Source organism: Serratia sp. SM04 (assembly GCF_040280225.1).
GTDB lineage: Bacteria > Pseudomonadota > Gammaproteobacteria > Enterobacterales > Enterobacteriaceae > Serratia > Serratia sarumanii.
This window is the reverse complement of record NZ_JBEOQT010000021.1, coordinates 492,316-514,646: the sequence shown is the minus strand read 5'-3', so window position 1 is coordinate 514,646 and position 22,331 is coordinate 492,316. Positions and strand designations below refer to the sequence as shown.

The 22,331-nt window shown below is 48.4% G+C and carries 25 protein-coding genes; 6 read left to right on the top strand and 19 right to left on the bottom strand.

What is annotated here, in order from left to right; genetic code table 11:
* The 3 genes from ABTW55_RS16920 to ABTW55_RS16910 all read right to left on the bottom strand — a co-directional run bounded on the left by ABTW55_RS16920 (position 1) and on the right by ABTW55_RS16910 (position 3,507).
* Complete coding sequence (locus ABTW55_RS16920) at positions 1-1,917, bottom strand: terminase gpA endonuclease subunit (protein WP_350429280.1); 1,917 nt, start codon at positions 1,915-1,917, stop codon at positions 1-3.
* Positions 1,805-2,419 (bottom strand): hypothetical protein, encoded by a 615-nt coding sequence (locus tag ABTW55_RS16915; protein ID WP_350429279.1) that lies wholly within the window; start codon positions 2,417-2,419, stop codon positions 1,805-1,807. The genes ABTW55_RS16920 and ABTW55_RS16915 overlap by 113 nt, the downstream gene beginning before the upstream one ends.
* Positions 2,420-3,129: 710 nt before the next feature.
* Positions 3,130-3,507: a hypothetical protein gene (locus tag ABTW55_RS16910; RefSeq protein ID WP_350429277.1), complete on the bottom strand. Its 378-nt coding sequence runs from the start codon at positions 3,505-3,507 to the stop codon at positions 3,130-3,132.
* A gap of 338 nt (positions 3,508-3,845) precedes the next feature.
* Between ABTW55_RS16910 and ABTW55_RS16905 the strand changes: the two genes are divergently transcribed.
* Entirely contained in the window at positions 3,846-4,463 is a 618-nt protein-coding gene (locus ABTW55_RS16905; protein WP_164134502.1) for a hypothetical protein, read from the top strand.
* A 35-nt stretch (positions 4,464-4,498) separates the two neighbouring features.
* Here the strand turns inward: ABTW55_RS16905 and ABTW55_RS16900 are convergent, their stop codons facing one another.
* Positions 4,499-5,509: a hypothetical protein gene (locus ABTW55_RS16900; RefSeq protein WP_164134501.1), complete on the bottom strand. Its 1,011-nt coding sequence runs from the start codon at positions 5,507-5,509 to the stop codon at positions 4,499-4,501.
* Positions 5,510-5,733: 224 nt separating this feature from the next.
* Between ABTW55_RS16900 and hha the strand changes: the two genes are divergently transcribed.
* Entirely contained in the window at positions 5,734-5,937 is a 204-nt protein-coding gene (hha, locus tag ABTW55_RS16895; protein WP_277312889.1) for a hemolysin expression modulator Hha, read from the top strand.
* 6 nt (positions 5,938-5,943) lie between these two features.
* Entirely contained in the window at positions 5,944-6,768 is an 825-nt protein-coding gene (locus tag ABTW55_RS16890; protein WP_350429276.1) for a hypothetical protein, read from the top strand.
* A gap of 420 nt (positions 6,769-7,188) precedes the next feature.
* Here the strand turns inward: ABTW55_RS16890 and ABTW55_RS16885 are convergent, their stop codons facing one another.
* From ABTW55_RS16885 to ABTW55_RS16860, 6 genes are all read right to left on the bottom strand, one after another.
* Positions 7,189-7,650 (bottom strand): hypothetical protein, encoded by a 462-nt coding sequence (locus ABTW55_RS16885; protein WP_164134498.1) that lies wholly within the window; start codon positions 7,648-7,650, stop codon positions 7,189-7,191.
* Positions 7,651-7,698: 48 nt separating this feature from the next.
* Positions 7,699-8,304, bottom strand: a complete 606-nt coding sequence (locus tag ABTW55_RS16880; protein WP_350429275.1) for a hypothetical protein — start codon at positions 8,302-8,304, stop codon at positions 7,699-7,701.
* Between the two features lie 56 nt (positions 8,305-8,360).
* Positions 8,361-8,519 (bottom strand): hypothetical protein, encoded by a 159-nt coding sequence (locus tag ABTW55_RS16875; RefSeq protein WP_153297018.1) that lies wholly within the window; start codon positions 8,517-8,519, stop codon positions 8,361-8,363.
* A gap of 80 nt (positions 8,520-8,599) precedes the next feature.
* Positions 8,600-8,881 (bottom strand): hypothetical protein, encoded by a 282-nt coding sequence (locus tag ABTW55_RS16870; protein ID WP_350429273.1) that lies wholly within the window; start codon positions 8,879-8,881, stop codon positions 8,600-8,602.
* A gap of 205 nt (positions 8,882-9,086) precedes the next feature.
* Positions 9,087-9,590: a hypothetical protein gene (locus ABTW55_RS16865; protein ID WP_060433683.1), complete on the bottom strand. Its 504-nt coding sequence runs from the start codon at positions 9,588-9,590 to the stop codon at positions 9,087-9,089.
* A gap of 444 nt (positions 9,591-10,034) precedes the next feature.
* Complete coding sequence (locus tag ABTW55_RS16860; RefSeq protein WP_350429272.1) at positions 10,035-11,726, bottom strand: recombinase family protein; 1,692 nt, start codon at positions 11,724-11,726, stop codon at positions 10,035-10,037.
* 66 nt (positions 11,727-11,792) lie between these two features.
* On the opposite strand from ABTW55_RS16860, the gene yfcG reads away from it, so the two are divergent.
* The 3 genes from yfcG to ABTW55_RS16845 all read left to right on the top strand — a co-directional run bounded on the left by yfcG (position 11,793) and on the right by ABTW55_RS16845 (position 13,835).
* A complete protein-coding gene (yfcG, locus tag ABTW55_RS16855; protein WP_033635339.1) occupies positions 11,793-12,422 on the top strand; it encodes a GSH-dependent disulfide bond oxidoreductase in 630 nt (209 codons plus the stop codon).
* A gap of 110 nt (positions 12,423-12,532) precedes the next feature.
* Positions 12,533-12,904, top strand: coding sequence for a dihydroneopterin triphosphate 2'-epimerase (gene folX, locus ABTW55_RS16850; RefSeq protein ID WP_033635340.1), 372 nt, complete (start codon positions 12,533-12,535; stop codon positions 12,902-12,904).
* Between the two features lie 16 nt (positions 12,905-12,920).
* Positions 12,921-13,835, top strand: coding sequence for a TIGR01777 family oxidoreductase (locus tag ABTW55_RS16845; protein ID WP_033648057.1), 915 nt, complete (start codon positions 12,921-12,923; stop codon positions 13,833-13,835).
* Positions 13,836-13,842: 7 nt separating this feature from the next.
* On the opposite strand, the gene hisP is transcribed toward ABTW55_RS16845, so the two are convergent.
* The 9 genes from hisP to folC all read right to left on the bottom strand — a co-directional run bounded on the left by hisP (position 13,843) and on the right by folC (position 22,176).
* Positions 13,843-14,616, bottom strand: coding sequence for a histidine ABC transporter ATP-binding protein HisP (gene hisP, locus ABTW55_RS16840; protein WP_004936098.1), 774 nt, complete (start codon positions 14,614-14,616; stop codon positions 13,843-13,845).
* 21 nt (positions 14,617-14,637) lie between these two features.
* Positions 14,638-15,342, bottom strand: a complete 705-nt coding sequence (locus ABTW55_RS16835; protein WP_033635343.1) for an ABC transporter permease — start codon at positions 15,340-15,342, stop codon at positions 14,638-14,640.
* A complete protein-coding gene (locus ABTW55_RS16830) occupies positions 15,339-16,025 on the bottom strand; it encodes a histidine ABC transporter permease HisQ (protein WP_033635345.1) in 687 nt (228 codons plus the stop codon). The genes ABTW55_RS16835 and ABTW55_RS16830 overlap by 4 nt, the downstream gene beginning before the upstream one ends.
* Positions 16,026-16,107: 82 nt before the next feature.
* Positions 16,108-16,890 (bottom strand): histidine ABC transporter substrate-binding protein HisJ, encoded by a 783-nt coding sequence (gene hisJ / locus ABTW55_RS16825; RefSeq protein ID WP_033635346.1) that lies wholly within the window; start codon positions 16,888-16,890, stop codon positions 16,108-16,110.
* A 304-nt stretch (positions 16,891-17,194) separates the two neighbouring features.
* The gene (locus ABTW55_RS16820; RefSeq protein WP_033635347.1) at positions 17,195-17,767 is read right to left on the bottom strand and encodes a UbiX family flavin prenyltransferase; all 573 of its coding nucleotides are present in this window, start codon (positions 17,765-17,767) and stop codon (positions 17,195-17,197) included.
* A 131-nt stretch (positions 17,768-17,898) separates the two neighbouring features.
* Positions 17,899-19,416 (bottom strand): amidophosphoribosyltransferase, encoded by a 1,518-nt coding sequence (gene purF, locus ABTW55_RS16815; protein ID WP_019453742.1) that lies wholly within the window; start codon positions 19,414-19,416, stop codon positions 17,899-17,901.
* A 21-nt stretch (positions 19,417-19,437) separates the two neighbouring features.
* Positions 19,438-19,938 carry a colicin V production protein gene (cvpA, locus tag ABTW55_RS16810; protein WP_004936119.1) on the bottom strand — a complete coding sequence of 167 codons (501 nt, stop codon included), beginning with the start codon at positions 19,936-19,938 and terminating at the stop codon, positions 19,438-19,440.
* A 234-nt stretch (positions 19,939-20,172) separates the two neighbouring features.
* Positions 20,173-20,910, bottom strand: a complete 738-nt coding sequence (gene dedD / locus ABTW55_RS16805) for a cell division protein DedD (protein WP_047571191.1) — start codon at positions 20,908-20,910, stop codon at positions 20,173-20,175.
* Positions 20,911-22,176: a bifunctional tetrahydrofolate synthase/dihydrofolate synthase gene (gene folC, locus ABTW55_RS16800; protein ID WP_060421955.1), complete on the bottom strand. Its 1,266-nt coding sequence runs from the start codon at positions 22,174-22,176 to the stop codon at positions 20,911-20,913.
* Positions 22,177-22,331 lie beyond the last annotated feature (155 nt).

Below are 22,331 nucleotides of genomic sequence, written 5' to 3'. Positions count from 1 at the left end.
TTAGTTCCAAAATGTATTGCGTCTAGCTGGCCGCCTTTTTTGTACTGGCTGCTGCGGCTGTACTTGTACTGGCGTTGCTGGGGCAATTGGTGCTTGTTCCTCACTATATTTATTACGAACACGTGCGTTATATTCCCGTAGAATATGGAATGGATCGGCACCTGTTAATGTATTTAGATAATTTTTCATGCATATAAATGAATATACGAGACAGTCCAATGCTTCATTTCGTGAACCTGATACCTTTAATGACCATTGCTTGAAACCGTTCTTAACATCCACCCTTTCAGCGGTAAGTTGATTAAAGTAATCGTCCGGTAGAGATTCACTAAATCGGATTGGTGGTTTTGTCTTGTCTACTAGGCAAGTTCTGAGCATCTTATTCACAGTACTTTTAGCGAGGTTCACGTTTAAGATCTGTAGCTCGTGCCCGCCAGTTCTTGACGATCTGAACAACGGTTTAGTACTTGAACAACCTTCACCTTTGATTGGCTTGAATAGTGGATTAATGCTATTGCAGTACGTGTAGACTGTTTGCGTTGCGTTACCGTTCGATGAGTCCATGTATCCCATGAGTACTTTCACCGGGCGGCCTGTAACGGTCTTGAACACGCTTTTGCTGTACTGGGTGAGTTCGGTATAGGCTTTACTACCAATCTGCGTACAATCCACGCCATAGAAGCTTCTATGATCCAGTACGTATAGGGTTTTCTCAGTGAAGCCCATAGTGGTGCATTCTAGGCGGTCTTGTTGTTGGTCTACTCCTAGGACAATACCAAGGCAGTTATCAGGGATTGCCAGTACTGAAATCTCTTCCCTTAAGTTCTCCAGCTCGACTAGGTTATGTTCCTTGTTCTCTTCTGGTTCATAAGGCAAGCCCAATGAGTTGTTGTAAAAACTCTGAAGATCGAAGTTGTAATGTGCGTTGCTGAAGTCCTCAACAGTACTTTCAATGGTGTTGATAGGACTGTACAAGCGGCTAACGTGATAGCTCGGATATTTACCTGATTGGTTAGATGCTACCCAATGTCCACCAGCAATTGCCCGTACACGTTCCCCTTCCGTAATATGATGCTCACAGTTTGGACAAAGTAACTTAGCAGTATTTGGCAGTGCTTTTCTACGTCCATTTGGCAGTACTTCCCAATCGAAACGCACGTTTTCAAATACTAATTCATGGTAGTGATTGCACTTCGGGCAAGGTACATGAAACTTACGTTGATCCCCTGCTTCGTACTCTTGGCATATCGCATCAAGTTTGTTTGTTGGGGTTGAACCCATCATAATTAAACCATCATCAAATGATTTAATACGTTGGCTCGCAAGACTTATTGGATCACCTTCACTGTCATCAGTACTGCCAGAGATTTCATCAAGAAAGATTCTCTTGGTTGTAATACCTCTAAGGGTCGATGGGGCGTTCAAGTTGATGAAATAAGTATTAGTACCGTCTATGTTCTGTTGCGTATTAGCATTATTGGCGGCATTCTTATCTGATTTGAGTGTCACATAATCTTTTAGTACTGACTGATCAATACTTGGTTGCCATTTACCTGTTTTGAATTTCTGAGTACTGGCCGCACTTTGTGAACCATAAGCCATATTCGCAGGATCATTCACAATAAAGTATTGCATGGCTGCAAGCATTACTGTTGATTTAAGTAATTGAGCACTACTCATCATTACGATGCGATGAATATTAGGTTCAACTATCGTATCTAGTACTTGACGCTGGAATTCAAATAATCTGAGTTTTTGTCCTGCTAGGCGGCCATCTGGGAATACTAGATTATCTTCTGCAAACTTACTTGGTTTTATTCTTTCTGGAGGTAGTATCTTTTTTATTGTTCGTTGGTAGATCTTCTTGAATTTGTTCTTCTCCAGAGAGTTCAAGAGATCCAATTTCTCTGAGTGCATTATCAATTACTTCCTGTAAATTGTTCTTCAAGGTGATTGCATCCTTGCTTTCAAATAGTTTGAGATATTCGCTTGATGGGATTGAACGCAATATTGTTTTGAATTGGTGAAAGTATTTTGCAAGTTCTGATTCAACAATTGCAACGTTAATCAATTCACCTCTTCGTTCTTGTTCGTCTAGTTCTTTTATATTCGCTGTTGCTGTTAATTCTCGAAGACGTTCTTTTTCAATTTGTACTTTAGTGGATTCATCACTTCGCAATGGCTTGATGATATTTTCAATAATCCATTTATTAATTTCTGCTTCTGACTTTGTAATATCAAGCCCGCGATTTTTCCAATCACGGCTAACAGTACTGACATCGTAACCGTAACGATCTGCGATTGCCTGATAAGTAATTTTTGTTGTCATTTTATTTCCATTTTGTTTTGAGTCGTTGTTAAAAGCCGATATATTTTTAAAACAAGGCGGGGCGAAACTACGCTTGAGAATGGTTCTCATTGGGAGTACCTTTTGTTATTTAAAATCAATCAGTTACAGTACTGAATTTTATTCCTTAAAGAGTTCTGCCACGGTGTCTATCATCGATTGTAGTACTTGAATATGTTTGTGTTCACTGCCTGTGTAGTTCATATAGTCATACTCAATCCTGCTTCCAATCGTTGCATAGTAGCCATCGTGTATTGTTATGTATTTATATCTGGCTGTGAGTTTGTTACTGCTTATTGTTAGGTAGTAGTCATTGTATTTGATGTGCAGTACTGCAACCTTGGATAATAACGCTGGTAAGCATTCATATTGATTTCCGTTATTGTCTGTCCATCTTATGGTGAAGTCCTGTAATAGCATAGTAGGTTCTCCAATGCGTAGTGCTGATCAATGATGTAATCTAATACCTTGGCGTCTATTACTGTTGAGTACTGAAATAGTTCAGGTTCATCTAATGCCGTGAGTGTTCGATTGAATTTAAGTACTTTAAAGTTATCACCACTTATTAGTACTTCCCATGTGTTATTAAAGTTCAGGTGTGTCTCTACACGAATATTACCGAATGTGATTAGTTGATATAATGCGTTCTGCATTAGAAATGTTTGTGTTGTTGATAGGATCATGTTGCCCTCCTTTTGGTATTTAGGGCATAAAAAAACCCGCACTAGGCGGGCTGGGGTAATTCTAATTGTTGTTCACGTTTCCCCTATTCCTTGGTGTTGTTATATCTCGCCTACATTCATAGTTGGTTCTGCAACGTTCATTTCATTATTAGGAACAGTAAATTCAGTACTGGCATTTCTTGTATGATTTCCGTGTGCGATATGTTCACGGTATGAATGAATATCAGTAATACGTTCTGCGTTTATATAACAGCCAGTACTGTTATTATCCATCTGATAGTACTTATTGTAAATCCTTCCGCAATCAGCAGACAACTGAGGCCGGTAATATTTAACACCTGCCATTTCATAAGCAGGATACATTACTACTAGTGTCGAGCCGTCTACCTGCCCTACTACAGCAGATTTAGTGTAATCATGTGTAGTACTGCAACCGGTGATCAGCATGGTGATTACCAGAGTAATTATTTTTTTCATTGTTTTATCTCCAGTGTTGTTGTGTGGGCATTGTATCATTTCAAACCATATTGATCAATTTTAACGATCAATAATTAGATTTTGATCGTTAAAAACGATCATAAATGTTAAATCGTGCGTATACGGGCTTATGCGGCGTTCTATGCAAAAGCCTATGGTTTGTATTGGTAGTGTGATTTAAATCGCGTGTTGATGTGTACAGGAGCCTGGATTGATCCGAGTTGCCAGATATATACTACGAGGGTGACGCCCACTATCTAACAACCCGGATCAATAGTACTATATTATCAACTGCTAATAGTACGGACAATACAAGTTCCACAATCAGGTAAGATATAATGACAGTTGATAACATCGTTAAAGTACTTCTATGCATTTTGGCAGTATTATTAGCTTATGCGTTCGCAAATATTTATGCGACCCAGTACATAAAATTAAACGATTGGGGAGTATGGGCAAACTGGGCCGGAGCATTAGCTAACTGGCTTGTTGCAATAGCAACATTAGTGGCGGTATTTAATGTCAAAAGTTGGTTTAAAGAGAAAAATAATTCAGCTGGTTATGATTTTTCGTTGAAACTCATGATTGATATAGATAGTACCCAAGCTGAACAGCATGAATTTTACTGGTACATAAGTAGTCTTTATCCCAATCATACAGATTTAAATAACATGTATAATAAAATAAGACTAAAATCATTTCATATATCATCATTAAAAGACAGAGCAGACTCATGTCTTCGTTTCAATATAAAACCGTGCTCCGATATTTATTTTTACCTTGAGGAAATGCATACATTTTATGACACCTGCCTTCGCCTTTATGGTGCACTAAGAATGGAGGATCATGATGAAATAAAAAGCTTACATACAGATTTGAGGGAAAAGCTAGAAAAAATAAAGAAAATAAAAAAACATATAAAAAAAGAGATTCATGAATTATTTAAATTCCCCTAGCATTTCAAATGAGGGAGGGGTATCCCCTCCCTCATTTAATTTGTGATGCTTTTGCGAATTAAACGCCCATCAAATCTCTTTTCGTATTCAGCAATAATGCTTTTCAATCGCCGGTCAATATGTGAATTATGATTGGCTTTCAATCCTGTTAACTTCATAATTGCTTGTACAGTATTAAATTGCTCTTTCTTAGAGTCACATACGTAAACTAACATTTCTAAGTTATCTTTAACCAAGAAATCATCAACTTCCTTTTCCATTTTGAAAAGTAGCTTTTTAAACTCTTCTTTTTGATCTATTCTGTTGACGTATTTTTTTAGTTGCGTAGTTCTTATATCAGCTACGCCTTCAGTACTTAATGTTGAAAAAGAATTATAGAATTTCTTTAACTGTATTGCTTTTTCTAACAAACTCTTTATATCTAACTCTGTAGACAAAGGCTTAACTTTTCCTAGACGTGATGCGATCCATTGTTCTTTGAAATTTTTCTCTTCACCTTCACGCTCATCGTTATCAGCATATTGAAGTTCTTTGATATACTGGACATCAACAAACACATCCCAATTACTGGTTCGCTGTGACTGGTATAAGAACGTCAATGCATCATTTGGCAGTAAGTCGTAAATCGCTGACATTCGCCGCTCAACTGCTTTGATACTCTGCTCAAGAGATACCAGTTCGGTAGCCATCCCTAACTTATCAGATAGAAAGTTTGCCATCTTGGCCAAAGCTTCCTTTCTAGCCAATTCATCGAGCACACGGTTCTTTTCTAGCTTGAATTCTGTACTAGCATTGAAGTGATTCTGTGCACACTGGCAGCCAATCAGAGCTTCAACGCCGCTCTTAGTTGTACCAAGCCATCCATTTTTGTGCTTCTGACGACATATCCCTTTGTCAGTACGCACCTGACAGATCTGATCGTCCCGGAAAAGGTAGGTTCCAATTAGTCCCTTGAAGTTACTGGGGCTTATCTCATAGGTAGGGTCGAAGGCGGGACGGCTGCATACTTCATCATAACTATGGAACTTCACAGACTGCTCGGTCATATCTGCCTCTCAGTTGATGAATGCCTGTTCATTAAAACAGCTGTTTAAACATACACCACGCTGAGTGTAATAGCAACACCTAGTACTAGATAATGTGTTTGCGAAAAAAATTACTACTAGTGGTAGTACATACCGACTTTTCCAGCCCTGGGCCGTATCGCCAACATCGCAGCCTTGGTGTAGAATCAGTACTTGTATCTTCCTTCCCACAGCACAGAGCCTGTATGACCAAACAAGATTGGATAATGCAACTTCGCCGTTGTATTAGTATTGAAACCCTAGAAAAAGTCATTGATAAGAACAAGTATGAACTTTCTAATGATGAGTTAGAAAGTTTCTATGCAGCGTCTGACCATCGACTAGCAGAAATCACGATGGGCAAACTGTACGATAAAATCCCGGCTAGTGTGTGGAAGTACGTGAGGTAATAACATATGGAAAAGAAGAAAAAAATAAAGAAAAGCGGAGTTTGCCAACTTACCGGTGATGTTGGTCCATTTCAAAGATCACATATACTTCCAAAGGCTGTAACAAAGCTGAGTGAGATTGGAGAACGATACATTGAAACATCATTGGAAAGTAAACCCGGCTGGCGTTCCAATAGTTGGTATGATTATAATCTAGTTACAGCTAAAGGAGAAAAGATACTCAGTGAAATAGATGATCATGCAATTAATGAGTTAAGAAAACATAAACTTATTTGGAGTGGATATGGTCCTAAATGGAGAAACCCACCAATAAGTTATCATATCAAAGAAGAAATTAGAGAACTCAACTCTATCGATAGTAATTTACTTAGATTGTTTTTTCTTAGTTTATTGTGGAGAGCAGCAGCATCAGCAAGAGAGGAAATGAATGATATTTACCTTCCTCAGAGTGAACTTGAAATTATAAGAACAATGATATTGAATAGGGATTCGGGTGAGTCATATTTCCTCCCTATGTACTTCAATCAAATTTCTGATATTGGGGCTCACCATAATAGAACCCCAATAACTGAAAAAATAAAACTACCTAGTAGTATAAAGCAAGATTCTACTATTGAGTTAGATAGTTTTAGATTTTATTTTGAGGGTTTAATATGTCATGTTGTTCACTCTTATGATAGTACGCTGACAAAAACAATGGAGCAGTGTTTTTTAGGGGCTTCGAATACACTACTTGTTATCACCCATCCATTTGAACAGTCACGCGAATATAGCGACTTAAATTTAGTAATAGCAGACTCATATAATAAAAACCCGAAATTCTCTACTTAAATCTATTATTCCATGTAAGGGCTTTAACAGCCCGATCCCTAAACAAACGAAGTGCGTTAGCTACTAACAAGGCAGTTATTTTGAGGCAGTTAGTACTTTCATGTCGGCGAAGCAAGACTTAAAACTCCGCGTTCTTTTCGACTGAAAGGAGAAAAAACGCAAGTTTAATCCCTATTAATTTTTTCTTAGTTAAGCGAGGAACGAGCTTGACTACGACAAGTTTACTTGGCGATTCTTTATTATAAAAATTCGAATGAAGAATAATATTAATATAAGGTCGCAAGATGCGAATCAACACTACATACTGTGCGTAAACCATTGATATATCTACTATATTTTATGTCGCCATGCGAGATAAAAACACCATCTTGCGAAGTAAACACCCATCTTGCGAAGTAGGTGGTCGCAACATAAAGTAAATCACTTCGCGTCTATCATATTTTGAAGTGCTTCAATAAGCTCTTGGGCTGAAGCTCCATCATTGTATAGTTTGTCTAGTTGATACTTTTGTACCGTAGTGGGGTAATAGTGACCAGCTTTTGAAGTTTTGAATAGCTTAATGCCTTTTGTATGTGCATCTACCATTGCCTCTGATAGCTGCTTGGTGATAGTCAGAAACTTGCGAACAGTGTTCTCTGATGGCATTGAATCATCACTAGGATAGTACTGTAGCCAGTACTTCACTCTGTCCCTGCTAATCTCAGTGCAATTAAATAATACGTAGTAAACCTTCTCTTTCGGATAGCCTTTCTTGCCTGCACATTTACCGATAATATCAATAACGATCGCTTTACCTTCAGTAGTAAGATCCGAGTACTTAGAATTATTACCAGCAATACTAATAAATTTTGAGTTGTCTGTTTTTTGTTGTTTTCCAGCCATTATAAATACCTTAGTTAGTTTAGATAAGCCCCACGCACGGGGCTTCTTTTATTTCGTTTCAATATTGTTGTCGTAATCAGATTGGATATTATCCCTAACTTCAATAAGACGTTGAATTACTCGTCCATCAAGACGTTGATCAAATGCAAACTCACGTAGGACATTGTTAATCTCTTGAATCTTCCAGAGCTGCCATTGTCTATGGGCATCATTTGCAGTTTTGAAATACTTAGCTTCATTAATATCATCAACCCAGCACCGTGCTTTATAATATTTCTGTTTCTCAATACAGACACCTTTTGGCAACCCGTTATTCTTTCCACCGCTATTCATCAGCGTGTTGATCTTGCTAGGTATCCAAACGCACTTATCTGGGTGATACTCTTTGTTGCCTGCAACGATCCAGTCCTTATCGATGTACCAGCCCTCAATGTGCGTAGCAAGCCACCACCTAGCGAATTTACTGTACGCCAGCCATTCAGTACTGACAGTCGCTCTTTTCTTAATGCTTTCAGCTTCTAGGCGATCTTTCCATGCTTGGTAGCACTTTCGCTGAAGTTCTGGTGTTAAGCCCATCTGTTGTTGTGTTTTAATATCGTTTGCTAAGTCATTCGTGCCAATCCCAGCTACTAGCTTTTTATTTTCCTTTTTCATTTTAAAATTCCGTTTACATGTATCACCACGTGCGGGTGATACTCCCTTTACTGCCGTTACTTCTTGTCACCTCCTAGAATAATGTACTGATTGATAATATGTTGTATTGCTGCTGCCCTTGTTTTAACGATTCCAGTACTAATAAGTTTATCAAGTCCTTCTACTTGTAATGGTGTTAATCGCACTGTTACTTGTTCTGTTTTGTTGATTTTCATGAATTCATTTTCCTAAATTTTAATTGCAAAAAAGCCCCCGCTGTCACCACGGGGTTACTTTGCTTCTTTGGAGATATTTATTAAATAGAATGAAATACGTTACCTAATGCAATTCCAAGCTTTTCATTTTGGAACACAAAAGCAATTGTACTTTCATCATCTGTATTTAGTATTTTCACATCATAAAGCGTGAATAATGCAAGCCAAAACACACTATTGAATTGATCAATATCTTCGGTAAGTTCTAAATTGTTGTCTTGCAAGAATCGTAGAATTTCATTTACGAGAATTAAATGTTCTGGTAACTCGAGAAATAGTAATTTAACCAATCCACATGTAGTTATAAGATTAAGCTTGGACATTGAATACCGCCCATAAGAAGGCAATAGACCAAACAATACTAAATGGATTGGCAAGTACTAAAATTATTAGTGCAAATATTGTAGATAGTACAATGAAGTCTTTTATATGTTGTTTCATGCGGGTGTTCCTCAGTAAGTTATCACTGCCTTTATTTAGTGAATAACTCCCAGAACACCTCTATTATAGCAGGAAATCAGGATTTTTTCAGATTTGTTCTTTTGCAATGACCTCATTAAGCCGATAGTACCGAACCCGATCTAGCTCATCCAATGGCATGATACCGAACTCTTTCTTAATACGACGATCAGTCCATCCCTCACGCTTCATAAGCTCTTCATGTGTAATAAAATGAGAATCAATACCGATGTATGCATACCCATTATTTTCAATAAAAATATCTAACAAATCCGAGATATGTTGAAAACTAACTGGTAAATCATAATCAGTGTTGAATTGCATTTCGTCTTTATATACACCATACACTACATCAGAATCAAAATAATCGGTTACAACTAATGCACCATCTTTCTTGTAGAACCGATATGTACCTGTGTCTGATTCTGGATCAATAAGAAGTAATTTAGACTCCTCATCTTCATTATCAATGTACATTGTAACATGGGTACTATATCCAGTAGGTTCAATCATATTGGTAATGTAACTATCAACCAATGTACTGAGAATTGAGTTAATTCTTGCATTAGACATATTTTTATTCCTCTTTATAATTTGAATAATAGTTTCCCCCACGCTAATTTAATAGCATGTCGAAAACAGTTTGTTTTACAGACAGGTATCCGCACACTGATATTTTAGTGTGGGATTAGATAAGATTGTTTTTCTTGCGGTATGAGTTGCTTCGAAATGAACTTTACCATACCCATCAGGAGTTGTCAATGGATATTTTCAATAGGGCTTAGAATCTCATTTCTTCGTCCAGAAGTGTTTACCGCCAAGTACTGGATAACCTACAACCCCAAGCATTTCTTCGGCCATGTTGGTGACCTTTGCTTGTCCCTCTACAAGTGCGTATAACGCTCTGTAAGGCGTTCTATGCCTTGGACGTGTATTGGTTCGTCTTTTGCATTTAAACACCTCTGCGAGCTTCCTATACTCATTTTCAATGATTCATCGACATAGCATTACAGATATCTATTTTAGTACTGCATCCATATTATGTTGTAAATACATCACATCGACGATCCATTGTTTCTCGCGGATACTCCCGATGTAGTTTGCCAACATAAAATAGTCCGTAACACTTACATCATCTATACCTTCAAAAGTACAACCATCTTCATGCTCAATAATTTTAAATGACCCACTACTATAGTTAATAGCATCATCTTCTTTTATAATGCTAATGCTTGATACTACCCCACCGGTTTTATTATCAAGTATCAGCACATGCTTTAATACATCCGTAAAATACTTGATATCTATAATAATCACTTTATCATCTTTATTAAAACAGATTGACTTGATGCTTTTTTTAATTTGTATATTACACTTCTGTCTTAACTCTATATTGTTTTGATTGGTAATATCATCAACATTAAAATCAAAGTCTAACGGATATTCAGACGCTTTTATTGATGATATTTCCTCTTCTAATTTAGAAATTTTTTCTTCTGTAGTAATCAATGCTCGTAACACAGCAGTAGGTGGTCTTTCAGTGGTCTTTATTATTTCATCTATTTCTAATTTATAGTTAAGTAACTCAGCCAATTCCATATTTAGATCTTCAGAACGCTCATTACTACGATCACTGTCGCGATATACTTTATTCCAATCAATGTTTTTTATATGTTGCAAAATCGCTAGTTCTGCATAAGCGTACACAAAGCCGGATAAATCACATTCTTTTGTACCACGTTTTTTCCAACACCAATAATACAGTTTATTGTGTCCATTTACGCTAACACACATTGCGGCACCACATTTTCCACAGCGAGCCACCGAGTTAAATATAGACCTCTGCGAACTATTAACCTTCTGTTTATTAAGCATTACTTTAGAGTTTTTAATTTCCCTTGCCTTTTTAAAAACATCCTCACCCACTATTGCTGGATAAATTTTCATGCCACTTTTCCAGCCAATCAACCTCTCATCCGAATACATCTTAGTCAATGCGGCAGTACTCCAAGATAATCCATCTATCTTCATATCATTATTATTAAGATACTTTACGATATACGCAGTACCATACCCTTCCGTGTATAACTTGAATATTGTATTAACTGCATCTGAATATTTTTTATCAATAACATACTCGCTGTTAACTATTTTCAACCATTTTGGAGTACGTGCAGGCAAAGGTTTTCCAGTAGCAAGTACTGTTTCTCTACGGGCCTTCCATACCTTTTTTGCAATAGTTGACTTTCTTTCACTCTCCCCCCACGCTCTTTCTATTGAGTGAGATAATTTTGATAGTGTATTGGGGATTTTCTTGCTATACACCACACCTGTTTCCACTTCATGGATATCAATGCCACCAAGAATCAGATCATTGAACTCTCGGATAGCTTCATGCTCCGGTAGGCGACTGAATCTATCAACGTTTTCAATGACTAACGCACCCTCTTTAATCTCCCGGCTCAATACTTTTCGCTTGAACTCACCCAAAGCTCCTTTAGTGAAGTTGTAACCATGATATGCCGACTTTCCTAGGTCTGGATCAAGCATCTCATGATCGTCTAAGCTGAGCTGATATCCTAATTTTGGATCAGGCTGATAATCATTGATGTACTCTATGACGGTGGCTTCTTGCCTTGTGATCCCAGTACCACCTTGTTTTTTGGTTTGATGTGTAGAACTAACACGGCAATATAAGAAAGCTCTCATGTTTCCCTCGACGCTAAATGATTCATGATTCATTCTATCATGGTGTTTTACAAGGAGTATTATAATATGATTGACCTGTATTACGCGCCTACTCCCAATGGTCACAAGATCACCTTGTTTTTGGAAGAGGTCGGCTTACCCTACCGTATCCATCGCGTAAACATCAGCGCCGGCGAGCAGTTCAAACCGGACTTTCTGAGCATTTCTCCCAACAACAAAATCCCGGCGATCGTCGATCAGCAACCGGTGGATGGCGGCGAGCCGATCAGCCTGTTCGAATCCGGTGAAATCCTGCTGTATCTGGCGGAGAAGACCGGCAAACTGCTGAGCAAGGGCCTGCGCGAACGCGCCGCCACCCTGCAGTGGCTGTTCTGGCAGGTGGCCGGGTTCGGGCCGATGCTCGGGCAGAATCACCACTTCAACCACTACGCGCCGCAGCCGGTGCCCTACGCCATCGAGCGTTATCATCTGGAGACCAAGCGGCTGTACGGCGTGCTGGAAGCCGAACTGCAAAAACACCCGTACCTCGGCGGCGACAACTACAGCATCGCCGATATCGCCACCTACCCGTGGGTGGTGTCGCATCCGCGCCAGCGCATCGATCTGGCGGATTACCCGGCGGTGCGCAACTGGTTCGAACGCATCAGCAACCGCCCGGCGACCGAGCGCGCCTATAAGCTGGCCGAACAAGGCTAAGTGCTTCCCCGACTCCCCGTCGACCGGGGAGTCACATCGTCCCTGCGTTATCATTTCCCTACTTTCCGTGTATTCTGAACGCCAATAATCAGACCTATGGAGAATCTCTGATGTCTTTCAGTCAACCCGACGCCGTTATTCGCATTAAAAATCTGCGGCTGCGCACGTTCATCGGTATCAAGGAAGAGGAAATCAACAACCGACAGGACATCCTGATCAACGTGGTGATCCACTACCCGGCGGACAAGGCGCGCAACAGCGAAGACATCGCCGATGCGCTCAACTACCGCACCATCACCAAAGCGATCATCCGCCATGTGGAAGATAACCGTTTCGCGTTGCTGGAAAAATTAACGCAGGATGTGCTCGATATCGTAAAAGAACACGCCTGGGTGACCTATGCTGAAGTGGAGATAGATAAACTTCTGGCTCTGCGCTACGCCGATTCTGTCTCCATGACCATGAGCTATCGCAGGGACTAACTCAGGGAGGTCGACCATGCGGATCCTGATCACCGGCGCAACGGGATTGATCGGCAGCAGCCTGACGGCCAGGCTGCTGGCGCTTTCTCACCATATTACGGTACTGACGCGAGACGAACGGCGGGCTCGGGCCCGGCTCGGCGACCAGCCGAGCTATTGGCGCACGCTGGACGACCGGCAGTCGCTGGATGACTTCGATGCGGTGATCAATCTGGCCGGCGAACCTATCGCCGACAAGCGCTGGAGCGCACAGCAGAAGCAGCGGCTGTGTCATAGCCGCTGGGATCTGACCGAACGCTTGGCGCAGCTGATCAAGGCCGGCAGTACGCCGCCCGGCGTGCTGATTTCCGGTTCCGCCGTCGGCTACTACGGCGATCAGGGGCAGGCGGTGGTCACCGAAGAGGAGCCGCCGCACGACGAATTCACCCACCAGCTGTGCCAACGCTGGGAAGCGCTGGCGCTGCAGGCGCAGAGCGACGCCACCCGGGTCTGCCTGCTGCGCACCGGCGTGGTGCTGGCGCCGCAGGGCGGCGCGCTGGCCAAAATGCTGCCGCCGTTCCGCTTCGGGCTGGGCGGCCCGATCGGCGACGGCCGCCAATACCTGCCGTGGATCCATCTCGACGACATGGTCAACGGCATTATTTATCTGCTGGATCACGCCACGCTCACCGGCCCGTTCAACATGGTCGCCCCCTACCCGGTGCATAACGAGCAGTTCGCCGCCCAATTGGCCAACGTGCTCGATCGCCCGGCGTTTCTGCGGGTGCCGGCGTTCGTCATGCGCTTGTTGATGGGGGAAGCAGCGGTGCTGGTGCTCGGCGGCCAGCGGGCGGTGCCGAAGCGGCTGGAGGAGGCCGGCTTCCACTTCCGCTATCTGGAGCTGGAGCAGGCGCTGGATGACGTGATTAATCAGCGGGCCGAAGCCCGCTGATCTGAAGTTACTTCAACGCGCCGGACAGGAACTGCTGCAGGCGCGGGCTTTTGGGGTTGCCGAACAGCTCGGCCGGCGGCCCCTGTTCTTCAATCAACCCTTTGTGCAGGAAGATCACGTGGTTGGAAACGTGGCGCGCAAACTCCATTTCGTGCGTCACCACCACCATGGTTTTCCCCTCCTCCGCCAGCTTCTGCATGATGCGCAGCACCTCGCCCACCAGCTCGGGATCCAGCGCCGACGTCGGTTCGTCGAACAGCAGCACTTCCGGCTCCATCGCCAACGCGCGGGCGATAGAAACGCGCTGCTGCTGGCCGCCCGACAGGTGCACCGGGTATTTGCCGCGCGCCCGCTCATCGATGCCCACCTTATCCAGATAACGCACCGCGCGCTCGTGCGCGTCGGCCTTGCTCAGCCCCAGCACCTGCACCGGCGCCTCCATCACGTTCTCCAACACCGTCATGTGGCTCCACAGGTTGAAATGCTGGAACACCATGGTCAGGCGGGTGCGCAGCAGCTGCAGCTGCTTCTTGTCGAACACCTTCAGCTGGCCGTCCTTGTCGCGCACCATGCGGATGTCTTCGTTGTTCAGGCTGATCGAGCCTTCGCTCGGCTTCTCGAGGAAGTTGATGCAGCGCAGAAAGGTGCTTTTGCCGGAGCCGGAGGAGCCGATGATGCTGATCACATCCCCGGCGTTGGCCGCCAGCGAGACGCCCTTCAGCACTTCGTGGTCGCCATAGCGTTTGTGCAGTTCCGTGACGGCTAATTTATTCTCAGACATGGTTTTTCTTCCCGTCATTTATCAGTGACTAACGTGTGCCATCCAGCGTTTTTCAGCCTTGCGGAACAGGCTGATTAACACGTAGGAGATGATCAGGTACAGCACCGCCGCGATGCCGAAAGCGTAAAACGGCTGATAGGTCGCGGCGTTGATGTCGCGCGCAATCTTCAGCAGATCCGGCACGGTGGCGGTAAACGCCAGCGCGGTGGAGTGCAGCATCAGGATCACTTCGTTGCTGTAGGCCGGCAGCGCGGTGCGCAGCGCCGAAGGCAAAATGATGCAGCGATACATCTTGAAGCGCGAGAAACCGTAGGCGTTGGCGGCCTCGATCTCACCGTGCGGCACCGAGCGGATCGCCCCGGCGAAGATCTCGGTGGTATAGGCGCAGGTGTTGAGCGTCAGCGCCAGGATGGTGCAGTTGAGCCCGCTGCGGAAAAACGCATTGAGAAACTCGCTGCCGCGCACGATCTCGAGGCTGTACATGCCGGAGTAGAACACCAGCAGCTGCACGTACAGCGGCGTGCCGCGAAACACATAGGTATAGAGCCACACCGGGAAACGCACCCAGCGGATGGAAGAGACGCGCGCCACCGCCATCGGGATCGCCAGCAGCCCGCCCATCACCACCGAAGCGATCAGCAGCCACAGCGTTACCGCCACGCCGGTGAAACGGTAGCCGTCGCTCCACAGCAGCGACTGCCAATACTGTTGCAAAATCTCGATCATAGCTCGGCCCTCTTGACGCCCAGTGAGTAACGCCGTTCAAGCCACAGCAGCACGCCGTTGGAAACGGTCGTGAAGATCAGGTACACCACGCCGGCCACGATGGCGAAGAAGAACGGCTGATAGGTGCCTTTCCCCGCCAGCTGCGTGGCTTTCACCACGTCGTTCAGGCCGAGGATCGACACCAGCGCCGTCGCCTTCAGGATCACCTGCCAGTTGTTGCCGATGCCCGGCAAGGCGAAACGCATCATCGCCGGGAACAGAATGCGCCGGAAGATCTGCGCGCCGCTGAAGCCGTAGGCCGTCGCTGCTTCGATCTGCCCTTTCGGCACCGCCAGATAGGCGCCGCGGAAGGTCTCGGTAAAATAAGCACCGTAGATAAAGCCGAGGGTAATGATGCCGGCGCCGAGCGGATCGATATCGATCTGCGAGAAGCCCAGCAGCGTAGTGATATTGTTCAGCGCGATTTGCAGACCGTAAAAGATCAGCAGCATCAGCACCAGATCGGGCACGCCGCGGATCAGCGTGGTGTAAGCGCCGAACAGGCCGGAAATAAGGGGGTTGTGGGAGAGTTTGCCGCCGGCGCCGATCAACCCGATCACCACCGCCAACAATACGGAACTGAGGGCCAACTCCAGCGTCACCAGAGCCCCCTCGAAAATCAGTTGGGAATAGCCTTGCAGCATCTACTTCACCCTGTGGTCTAGGATCCGAACCATCGGGGCCGGCACACCGGCCCCGCAGTCACAGCATGGAACGGTTAGCGGATTACCCGCCGTAGACGTCAAAGTCGAAGTACTTTTTCGCGTATTTATCGTAGGTGCCGTCTTTGCGCATTTCGGCGAAGGCTTTGTCCAGCGCCGCTTTCAGCTCGGTATCGGCTTTGCGCAGCCCCATGCCGGTGCCGACGCCGAAGAATTTGTCATCCTTCACCGATTCGCCGGCGAACGCGTAGTCTTTGCCCGGCGGCTGTTTCAGGAAGCCGTCGCTGCCCGCCACTTCATCCTGGAAGGCGGCGTCGATGCGCCCGGACGCCAGATCGGCGTAGACCAGATCCTGGTTCTGGTAAGGCACCACGGTGACGCCCTTCGGCTGCCACATGGCGTTGGCGTAGGCTTCCTGGGTGGTGCCCTGCAGCACGCCCACGCTCTTGCCTTTCAGGGCGTCCACGGTAGGCAACAGCTTGGAGCCCTTCGGCGCGATCAGACGCGCGTTGGCGGCATACAGCTTGTCGGTAAAGGCGATTTCCTGCTGGCGTTTTTCAGTGATGGACAGCGAAGAGATGATGGCGTCGATTTTCTTCGCCTTGAGTGATGGGATCAGCGCGTCAAAGTCGCTCTCCACGAAGGTACATTGGGTATTTATGCGTTTGCACAGCTCTTTGGCCAAATCGATATCGAAGCCGACCAGCTCGCCTTTGGCGTTTTTGGATTCAAACGGCGCATAAGTCGGATCGGTGCCGATCTTCAATGTCGATGGGATAGCGGCGAATGCGCTGTTTGCGGCCGCCAAAGCCAAGACTAAAGGAAGAACCTTAACCAGCTTTTTCATAAATTACCCTCAAATTGATTTTTTTGATGCCACTACGGGCATTACTTTTCCCCACCAAATCAATTTGCAGTAATCGTGCCACATTAGGTGCTACGGGCGGAGGGAACGGCTCCGGCCTTCACAATACTGTTTCCTGGGACGATAACCGCAAAATTAAATCGGCCGCTCGGGGCCGCGCCACTGGCAGCCGCGACAAGGCGGCGCCATGAAACAGTGAACGTGATGAAGTAGGATCATTATGGTGCATGCGCCGCCCTAATTCAGTGCGGTGTTGCACAAATGTGCCAATTTGGGGATTAAAATGTTAACTGACGCCCTGCCAACGGGTGAACAGATCGGCCGGCAGTTCGATATCAAACTGATCGATCACCCGATTGACGGTCTGATCGATGATGTCTTCCACGCTTTTCGGCTGGTGATAAAACGCCGGCACCGGCGGCATGATCACCGCCCCCATCTCCGCCGCCTGGGTCATCAACCGCAGGTGACCCAAATGCAGCGGCGTTTCCCGCACGCACAGCACCAAACGGCGGCGCTCTTTGAGCACCACGTCGGCGGCGCGAGTCAGCAGCCCGTCGCTGTAACTGTTGACGATGCCGGACAGCGTTTTGACTGAGCATGGCAGGATCGCCATGCCCAGGGTTTTGAAGGAACCGGAGGAGATGCCGGCGGCGATGTCGCGCGCATCGTGCACCACGTCGGCCAGCGCCTGCACTTCCCGCAGGCTGTACGGCGTTTCCAGCGCCAGCGTTTGTCTTGCCGCGTTGCTCATCACCAGATGGGTTTCCACCTCTGCGACGTCGCGCAAAACCTGTAACAGGCGCACGCCGTAGATGGCGCCGCTGGCGCCGGAAATGCCGATGATGAGTCGTTTCATGGAAAATGGCCTCTGCCGTAAAAAGTAAGATCAGGCAGACTTTGCCGCAATGGCGAGGGATAAGCAAGTCAGAGGAGCAAGGCGCACCGCCGCAGACGCGGCGATGCACCCTGATGGATCAACGCAGGCGGTTAGCCTTCGTTATGCAGTTCCAGATTTTCCGCTTCGGTTTGCACCCGCAGCGCCTTGGCGTCGTCGCTGCGCAGCGACTCCAGGTATTCCAGATAGCTTTGGTCGACGTCTTTGGTCACGTAGATGCCGTTGAACACCGAGCATTCGAACTGGGTGATGTCCGGGTTCTCTTCGCGCACCGCTTCGATCAGATCGTCCAGATCCTGGAAGATCAGCCCGTCGGCGCCGATAATCTGGCGGATTTCATCCACTTCGCGCCCGTGGGCGATCAGTTCGTTGGCGCTCGGCATGTCGATTCCGTAGACGTTCGGGAAACGCACTTCCGGCGCGGCGGAAGCCAGGTACACCCGCTTGGCGCCCGCTTCGCGCGCCATTTCGACGATCTGTTCCGACGTGGTGCCGCGCACGATGGAGTCATCCACCAGCAGCACGTTCTTGTCGCGGAACTCGGCGCGATTGGCGTTCAGCTTGCGGCGCACCGACTGACGACGCGCCTGCTGGCCCGGCATGATGAAGGTGCGGCCGACGTAGCGGTTCTTCACAAAGCCCTGGCGGTAGGGCTTCTCGAGAATGCGCGCGATCTCCAGCGCGATGTCGCAGGAGGTTTCCGGAATCGGGATCACCACGTCGATATCCAGATCTTCCCACTCGCGGGCAATCTTCTCGCCCAGCTTCTGGCCCATGCGCACGCGGGCGCTGTAGACCGAGATCTTGTCCATAAAGGAGTCCGGGCGCGCGAAATAAACGTATTCGAACAGGCACGGGTTGGTTTTCGGATTCTCTGCGCACTGGCGGGTGAACAGCTGGCCCTTGGTGGTGATATACACCGCTTCGCCCGGCGCCACGTCGCGCAGGAACTCAAAGCCCAGGGTATCCAGCGCCACGCTTTCGGAAGCCACCATGTACTCGCTGCGGCCATCCTCCAGCGTGCGCTTGCCGATCACCAGCGGGCGAATGCCGTTCGGATCGCGGAACGCCAGCAGACCGTGGCCGATGATCATCGCCACGCAGGCGTAAGCGCCGCGCAGTTGCTGATGCATGGCGGCGACCGCGGTAAAGATGTTGTCGGCCTCCAGCGGGTAGTGCGGGAAACGATCCAGCTCGCTGGCCAGCACGTTCAGCAGGATTTCCGAGTCGGAGGTGGTGTTGACATGGCGGCGGCCGCTTTCGAACAGCTTTTGGCGCAGCTCATGGGCGTTGGTCAGGTTGCCATTGTGGGCCAGCGTAATGCCGAACGGCGAGTTGACGTAGAAAGGCTGGGCCTCAGAGGCGCTCGAGCTGCCGGCCGTCGGGTAACGCACATGGCCAATACCCATGTTGCCCTGCAAGCGTTGCATATGGCGCGCCTCAAACACATCCTTCACCAGGCCGTTGGCTTTACGCAAACGGAACCCGTTGTGGGCGTCAATGGTGACGATGCCTGCGGCATCCTGGCCACGGTGCTGAAGCACCGTCAGCGCATCATAAATCGACTGGTTTACCGGCATGAAACCGGCGATACCGACAATACCGCACATGTTGTCTTTTCCTCATCAGCGCTACCGCCCCGGCAATTGGGTCGGCAAGAAACTCGACGTGCTCTGCAGGTAGTCAAAGAACCACCTGATGACGTAACTGAACTGGGGAATGAGCTGCGACTGTTTCCAGTCGGCACTCTGTGAAAAGCCGGTAAAGGTATCCAGGAAGAACAGGATCGCCGCGACGATCAATACTCCGCGCAGCGCGCCGAAGCAGATGCCCAGCACCCGGTCGGTGCCCGACAACCCGGTTTTCTCTACCAGTGAGCTAATCACATAGTTAACAATAGCCCCTACGATCAAGGTCGCGATGAACAAAATCGCGATCGCGATGCCGTTTCGCACCAGTTCATCTTCAAAACGAGTGAAATAGACCGCAAGGTAAGAGTAGAAATGGCTGGCAACAAAAAACGCACATCCCCATGTCACAAGTGACAATGCTTCGCGAACAAACCCTCGGATCAGGCTCACCAGAGCCGAAAATCCAATTACCGCTATAATGACGTAATCAATCCAGACCATGAACTATTCCAATGATGAATCGCCCCTGCATCCAATTCGCGGCGAATTCTAACAGAAAAAGAAAACGTTTGCGTAGGGGATTTCCTACCACGTTACAAATAAAAAGCGGCGATCAAAAAATTCTCAATCGCCGCGCCTACATAGGTGATTTCGCCTGTAAAAGGCGCGGTTTTTCTCGCTTTCTCTCCACCACTCCTTCATTCAGGGGCGCATCGTGCTGCGCCCCTGCGGGGTTTAACGGCCGTACGGCTTCACCTGCCCGCTCAGCCCGCTGATCGAGTTCAGCGACGGCAACGCCGCCTGCAGCTTCTGCCTGGAGGCGTCCGGGCCGACGTAGATGCGGGTTATCTGCCCCTGCACCGGCGTTGACGGCACGGTGAAGGCGCGGTAGCCCGAGAGGCGCAGCGAGGCGACAATCTCGTTCGCCTTGGCGGCGTTCTTCAGCGCCCCGAGCTGCACGACATAGGCTTGCCCTGCCGGCGCTTTTTCTTCCGCCGGTTTCGGCTGCGGCGCCGGCTCAGGTTTCGGCGTCGGCTCAGGTTTCGGCGTCGGCTTCACTTCCACCGGCTTCGGTTGCGGTGCCGGTTTCGTTTTCACTTCCACCGGTTTGGTTTCCACCGGTTTCGGCTTGGGCTGCGGCACCGGCTGAGGACGCGTCTCGACCGGCGGCGGCGCCACCTGCGTCGGCTGCTGAGCGCTCTGCCGTACCGCCTGTTGCGCCGCCGCTTCATTGGCCGCCTGCTGCTCGACCAGCGCGCCCGCCCCTTCCGGCGGCTGCGCCGGCAGCGGTTGCGTCACCGGCGGCAGCACGTCGTTCTCCTCGACGTCGCCCGGTTTCGGCACCAACGGAATGGCCGCAAATTCATCCTCGTAATGCTTCTTTTTGCCGTCCAGCAGCCCTGGCAGGATGATCACCCCCAGCGCCACCAGAATCACGGTTCCGACCAGTCGGTTCTGAAATTTACTCGCCACTCACACTCCCCGCATCTCGTCTAACGCCGCCATCACCTGCGCCACGGTGTGGAACGATCCACAGACGATCACAATATCCTGTTTATCAGCATCCTGCATAGCCTGCCGCCAGGCAGTTTCGACATCATTAAAGCGGCGCGGTTCCTTCAGATGTTGCGCCAGCTGTTCGACGCTGGCGCCGCGCGGCCCGTCGAGCGGCGCGCAGTACCATTCATCCACCTGCTCGCTCAGGCAGGCCAGCGTGCCGGCGATATCCTTGTCCGACAGCATGCCCACCACCGCGCGCACCTTGCCGCCTTCGCGCGGCAGTTTGGCCAGACGCCCGGCCAGATAGCCGGCGGCGTGCGGGTTGTGCGCCACGTCGAGGATCAGCGTCGGCTCCCGCCGCACGATCTGGAAACGCCCCGGCAGCGTCGCCTGCTGCAGCCCGGTGAAGATCGCGCGTTCGTCGATTTCCAGCGGGGAGCAGTTCAGCGCCGCCAGCGCGGTAGCGGCGTTGGCCAGCGGCACGTTCGGCGTCGGCAGATCGGTCAGCAGCGTGTCGCCGCCCTGCCACTGCCAGCGATCGCCCTGCTCGCTGAAGCTCCAGGCTTCGCCGCGGCGATACAGCGACGCGCCCAGCGTTTCGGCAACCTGACGAATGCTCTCCGGCATGTCGGGTTCGCCCACCACCGCCGGCTTGCCGCTGCGGAAAATGCCGGCCTTCTCGCGGCCGATGCTTTCGCGATCGTTGCCCAGCCAGTCGGTGTGATCGAGCGCGATGCTGGTAATCACCGCCACGCTCGGATCGACGATGTTGGTGGCGTCGAGACGCCCGCCCAGGCCCACTTCCAGGATCACCACGTCGAGCCGCGCCTGTTTGAACAGCTGCAGCGCCGACAGGGTGCCGAATTCGAAATAGGTCAGCGACGTTTCGCCGCGGCCGGCCTCAATGGCGGCGAACGAGCGGCTGTGCTCCGCTTCGCTCAGCTCTTCCCCCTGAATGCGCACGCGTTCGGTATAGCGCACCAGATGCGGCGAACTGTAGACGCCGACGCGCAGGCCGGCGGCCAGCAGAATGGCTTCGAGGGTGCGACAGGTGGTGCCTTTGCCGTTGGTGCCGGCAACGGTGAACACCGTGGGGGCGGGGGTCAGTAAATCCAGATGCGCCGCGACGCGCTGTACGCGCTCAAGGCCGAGTTCGATCGCCTGGCTGTGCAGACGTTCCAGATAATAAAGCCACGAGCTCAATGGCGACGTGGCTTGGGGAATTTGGTGGTTTTGCATGAGTCCCATCACTGAACTTGGGTTCATTAATCCATCAGGGCACCACCCTCACCGCGGTAAAGGCGATGCGCTTCGTGACTGCCGCCAGCCTGCAAACCGCAGCGAGATAGGCCACGGCCGGCAGGGAACGGGCATCAGCCGTCACTTAGCCACAA

Coding starts and splice junctions, on each gene's coding strand:
- ABTW55_RS16920 (WP_350429280.1), bottom strand. CDS start 1,917: ATGCACTCAGAGAAATTGGATCTCTTGAACTCTCTGGAGAAGAACAAA.
- ABTW55_RS16915 (WP_350429279.1), bottom strand. CDS start 2,419: ATGAGAACCATTCTCAAGCGTAGTTTCGCCCCGCCTTGTTTTAAAAAT.
- ABTW55_RS16910 (WP_350429277.1), bottom strand. CDS start 3,507: ATGAAAAAAATAATTACTCTGGTAATCACCATGCTGATCACCGGTTGC.
- ABTW55_RS16905 (WP_164134502.1), top strand. CDS start 3,846: ATGACAGTTGATAACATCGTTAAAGTACTTCTATGCATTTTGGCAGTA.
- ABTW55_RS16900 (WP_164134501.1), bottom strand. CDS start 5,509: ATGACCGAGCAGTCTGTGAAGTTCCATAGTTATGATGAAGTATGCAGC.
- hha (WP_277312889.1), top strand. CDS start 5,734: ATGACCAAACAAGATTGGATAATGCAACTTCGCCGTTGTATTAGTATT.
- ABTW55_RS16890 (WP_350429276.1), top strand. CDS start 5,944: ATGGAAAAGAAGAAAAAAATAAAGAAAAGCGGAGTTTGCCAACTTACC.
- ABTW55_RS16885 (WP_164134498.1), bottom strand. CDS start 7,650: ATGGCTGGAAAACAACAAAAAACAGACAACTCAAAATTTATTAGTATT.
- ABTW55_RS16880 (WP_350429275.1), bottom strand. CDS start 8,304: ATGAAAAAGGAAAATAAAAAGCTAGTAGCTGGGATTGGCACGAATGAC.
- ABTW55_RS16875 (WP_153297018.1), bottom strand. CDS start 8,519: ATGAAAATCAACAAAACAGAACAAGTAACAGTGCGATTAACACCATTA.
- ABTW55_RS16870 (WP_350429273.1), bottom strand. CDS start 8,881: ATGTCCAAGCTTAATCTTATAACTACATGTGGATTGGTTAAATTACTA.
- ABTW55_RS16865 (WP_060433683.1), bottom strand. CDS start 9,590: ATGTCTAATGCAAGAATTAACTCAATTCTCAGTACATTGGTTGATAGT.
- ABTW55_RS16860 (WP_350429272.1), bottom strand. CDS start 11,726: ATGAGAGCTTTCTTATATTGCCGTGTTAGTTCTACACATCAAACCAAA.
- yfcG (WP_033635339.1), top strand. CDS start 11,793: ATGATTGACCTGTATTACGCGCCTACTCCCAATGGTCACAAGATCACC.
- folX (WP_033635340.1), top strand. CDS start 12,533: ATGTCTTTCAGTCAACCCGACGCCGTTATTCGCATTAAAAATCTGCGG.
- ABTW55_RS16845 (WP_033648057.1), top strand. CDS start 12,921: ATGCGGATCCTGATCACCGGCGCAACGGGATTGATCGGCAGCAGCCTG.
- hisP (WP_004936098.1), bottom strand. CDS start 14,616: ATGTCTGAGAATAAATTAGCCGTCACGGAACTGCACAAACGCTATGGC.
- ABTW55_RS16835 (WP_033635343.1), bottom strand. CDS start 15,342: ATGATCGAGATTTTGCAACAGTATTGGCAGTCGCTGCTGTGGAGCGAC.
- ABTW55_RS16830 (WP_033635345.1), bottom strand. CDS start 16,025: ATGCTGCAAGGCTATTCCCAACTGATTTTCGAGGGGGCTCTGGTGACG.
- hisJ (WP_033635346.1), bottom strand. CDS start 16,890: ATGAAAAAGCTGGTTAAGGTTCTTCCTTTAGTCTTGGCTTTGGCGGCC.
- ABTW55_RS16820 (WP_033635347.1), bottom strand. CDS start 17,767: ATGAAACGACTCATCATCGGCATTTCCGGCGCCAGCGGCGCCATCTAC.
- purF (WP_019453742.1), bottom strand. CDS start 19,416: ATGTGCGGTATTGTCGGTATCGCCGGTTTCATGCCGGTAAACCAGTCG.
- cvpA (WP_004936119.1), bottom strand. CDS start 19,938: ATGGTCTGGATTGATTACGTCATTATAGCGGTAATTGGATTTTCGGCT.
- folC (WP_060421955.1), bottom strand. CDS start 22,176: ATGCAAAACCACCAAATTCCCCAAGCCACGTCGCCATTGAGCTCGTGG.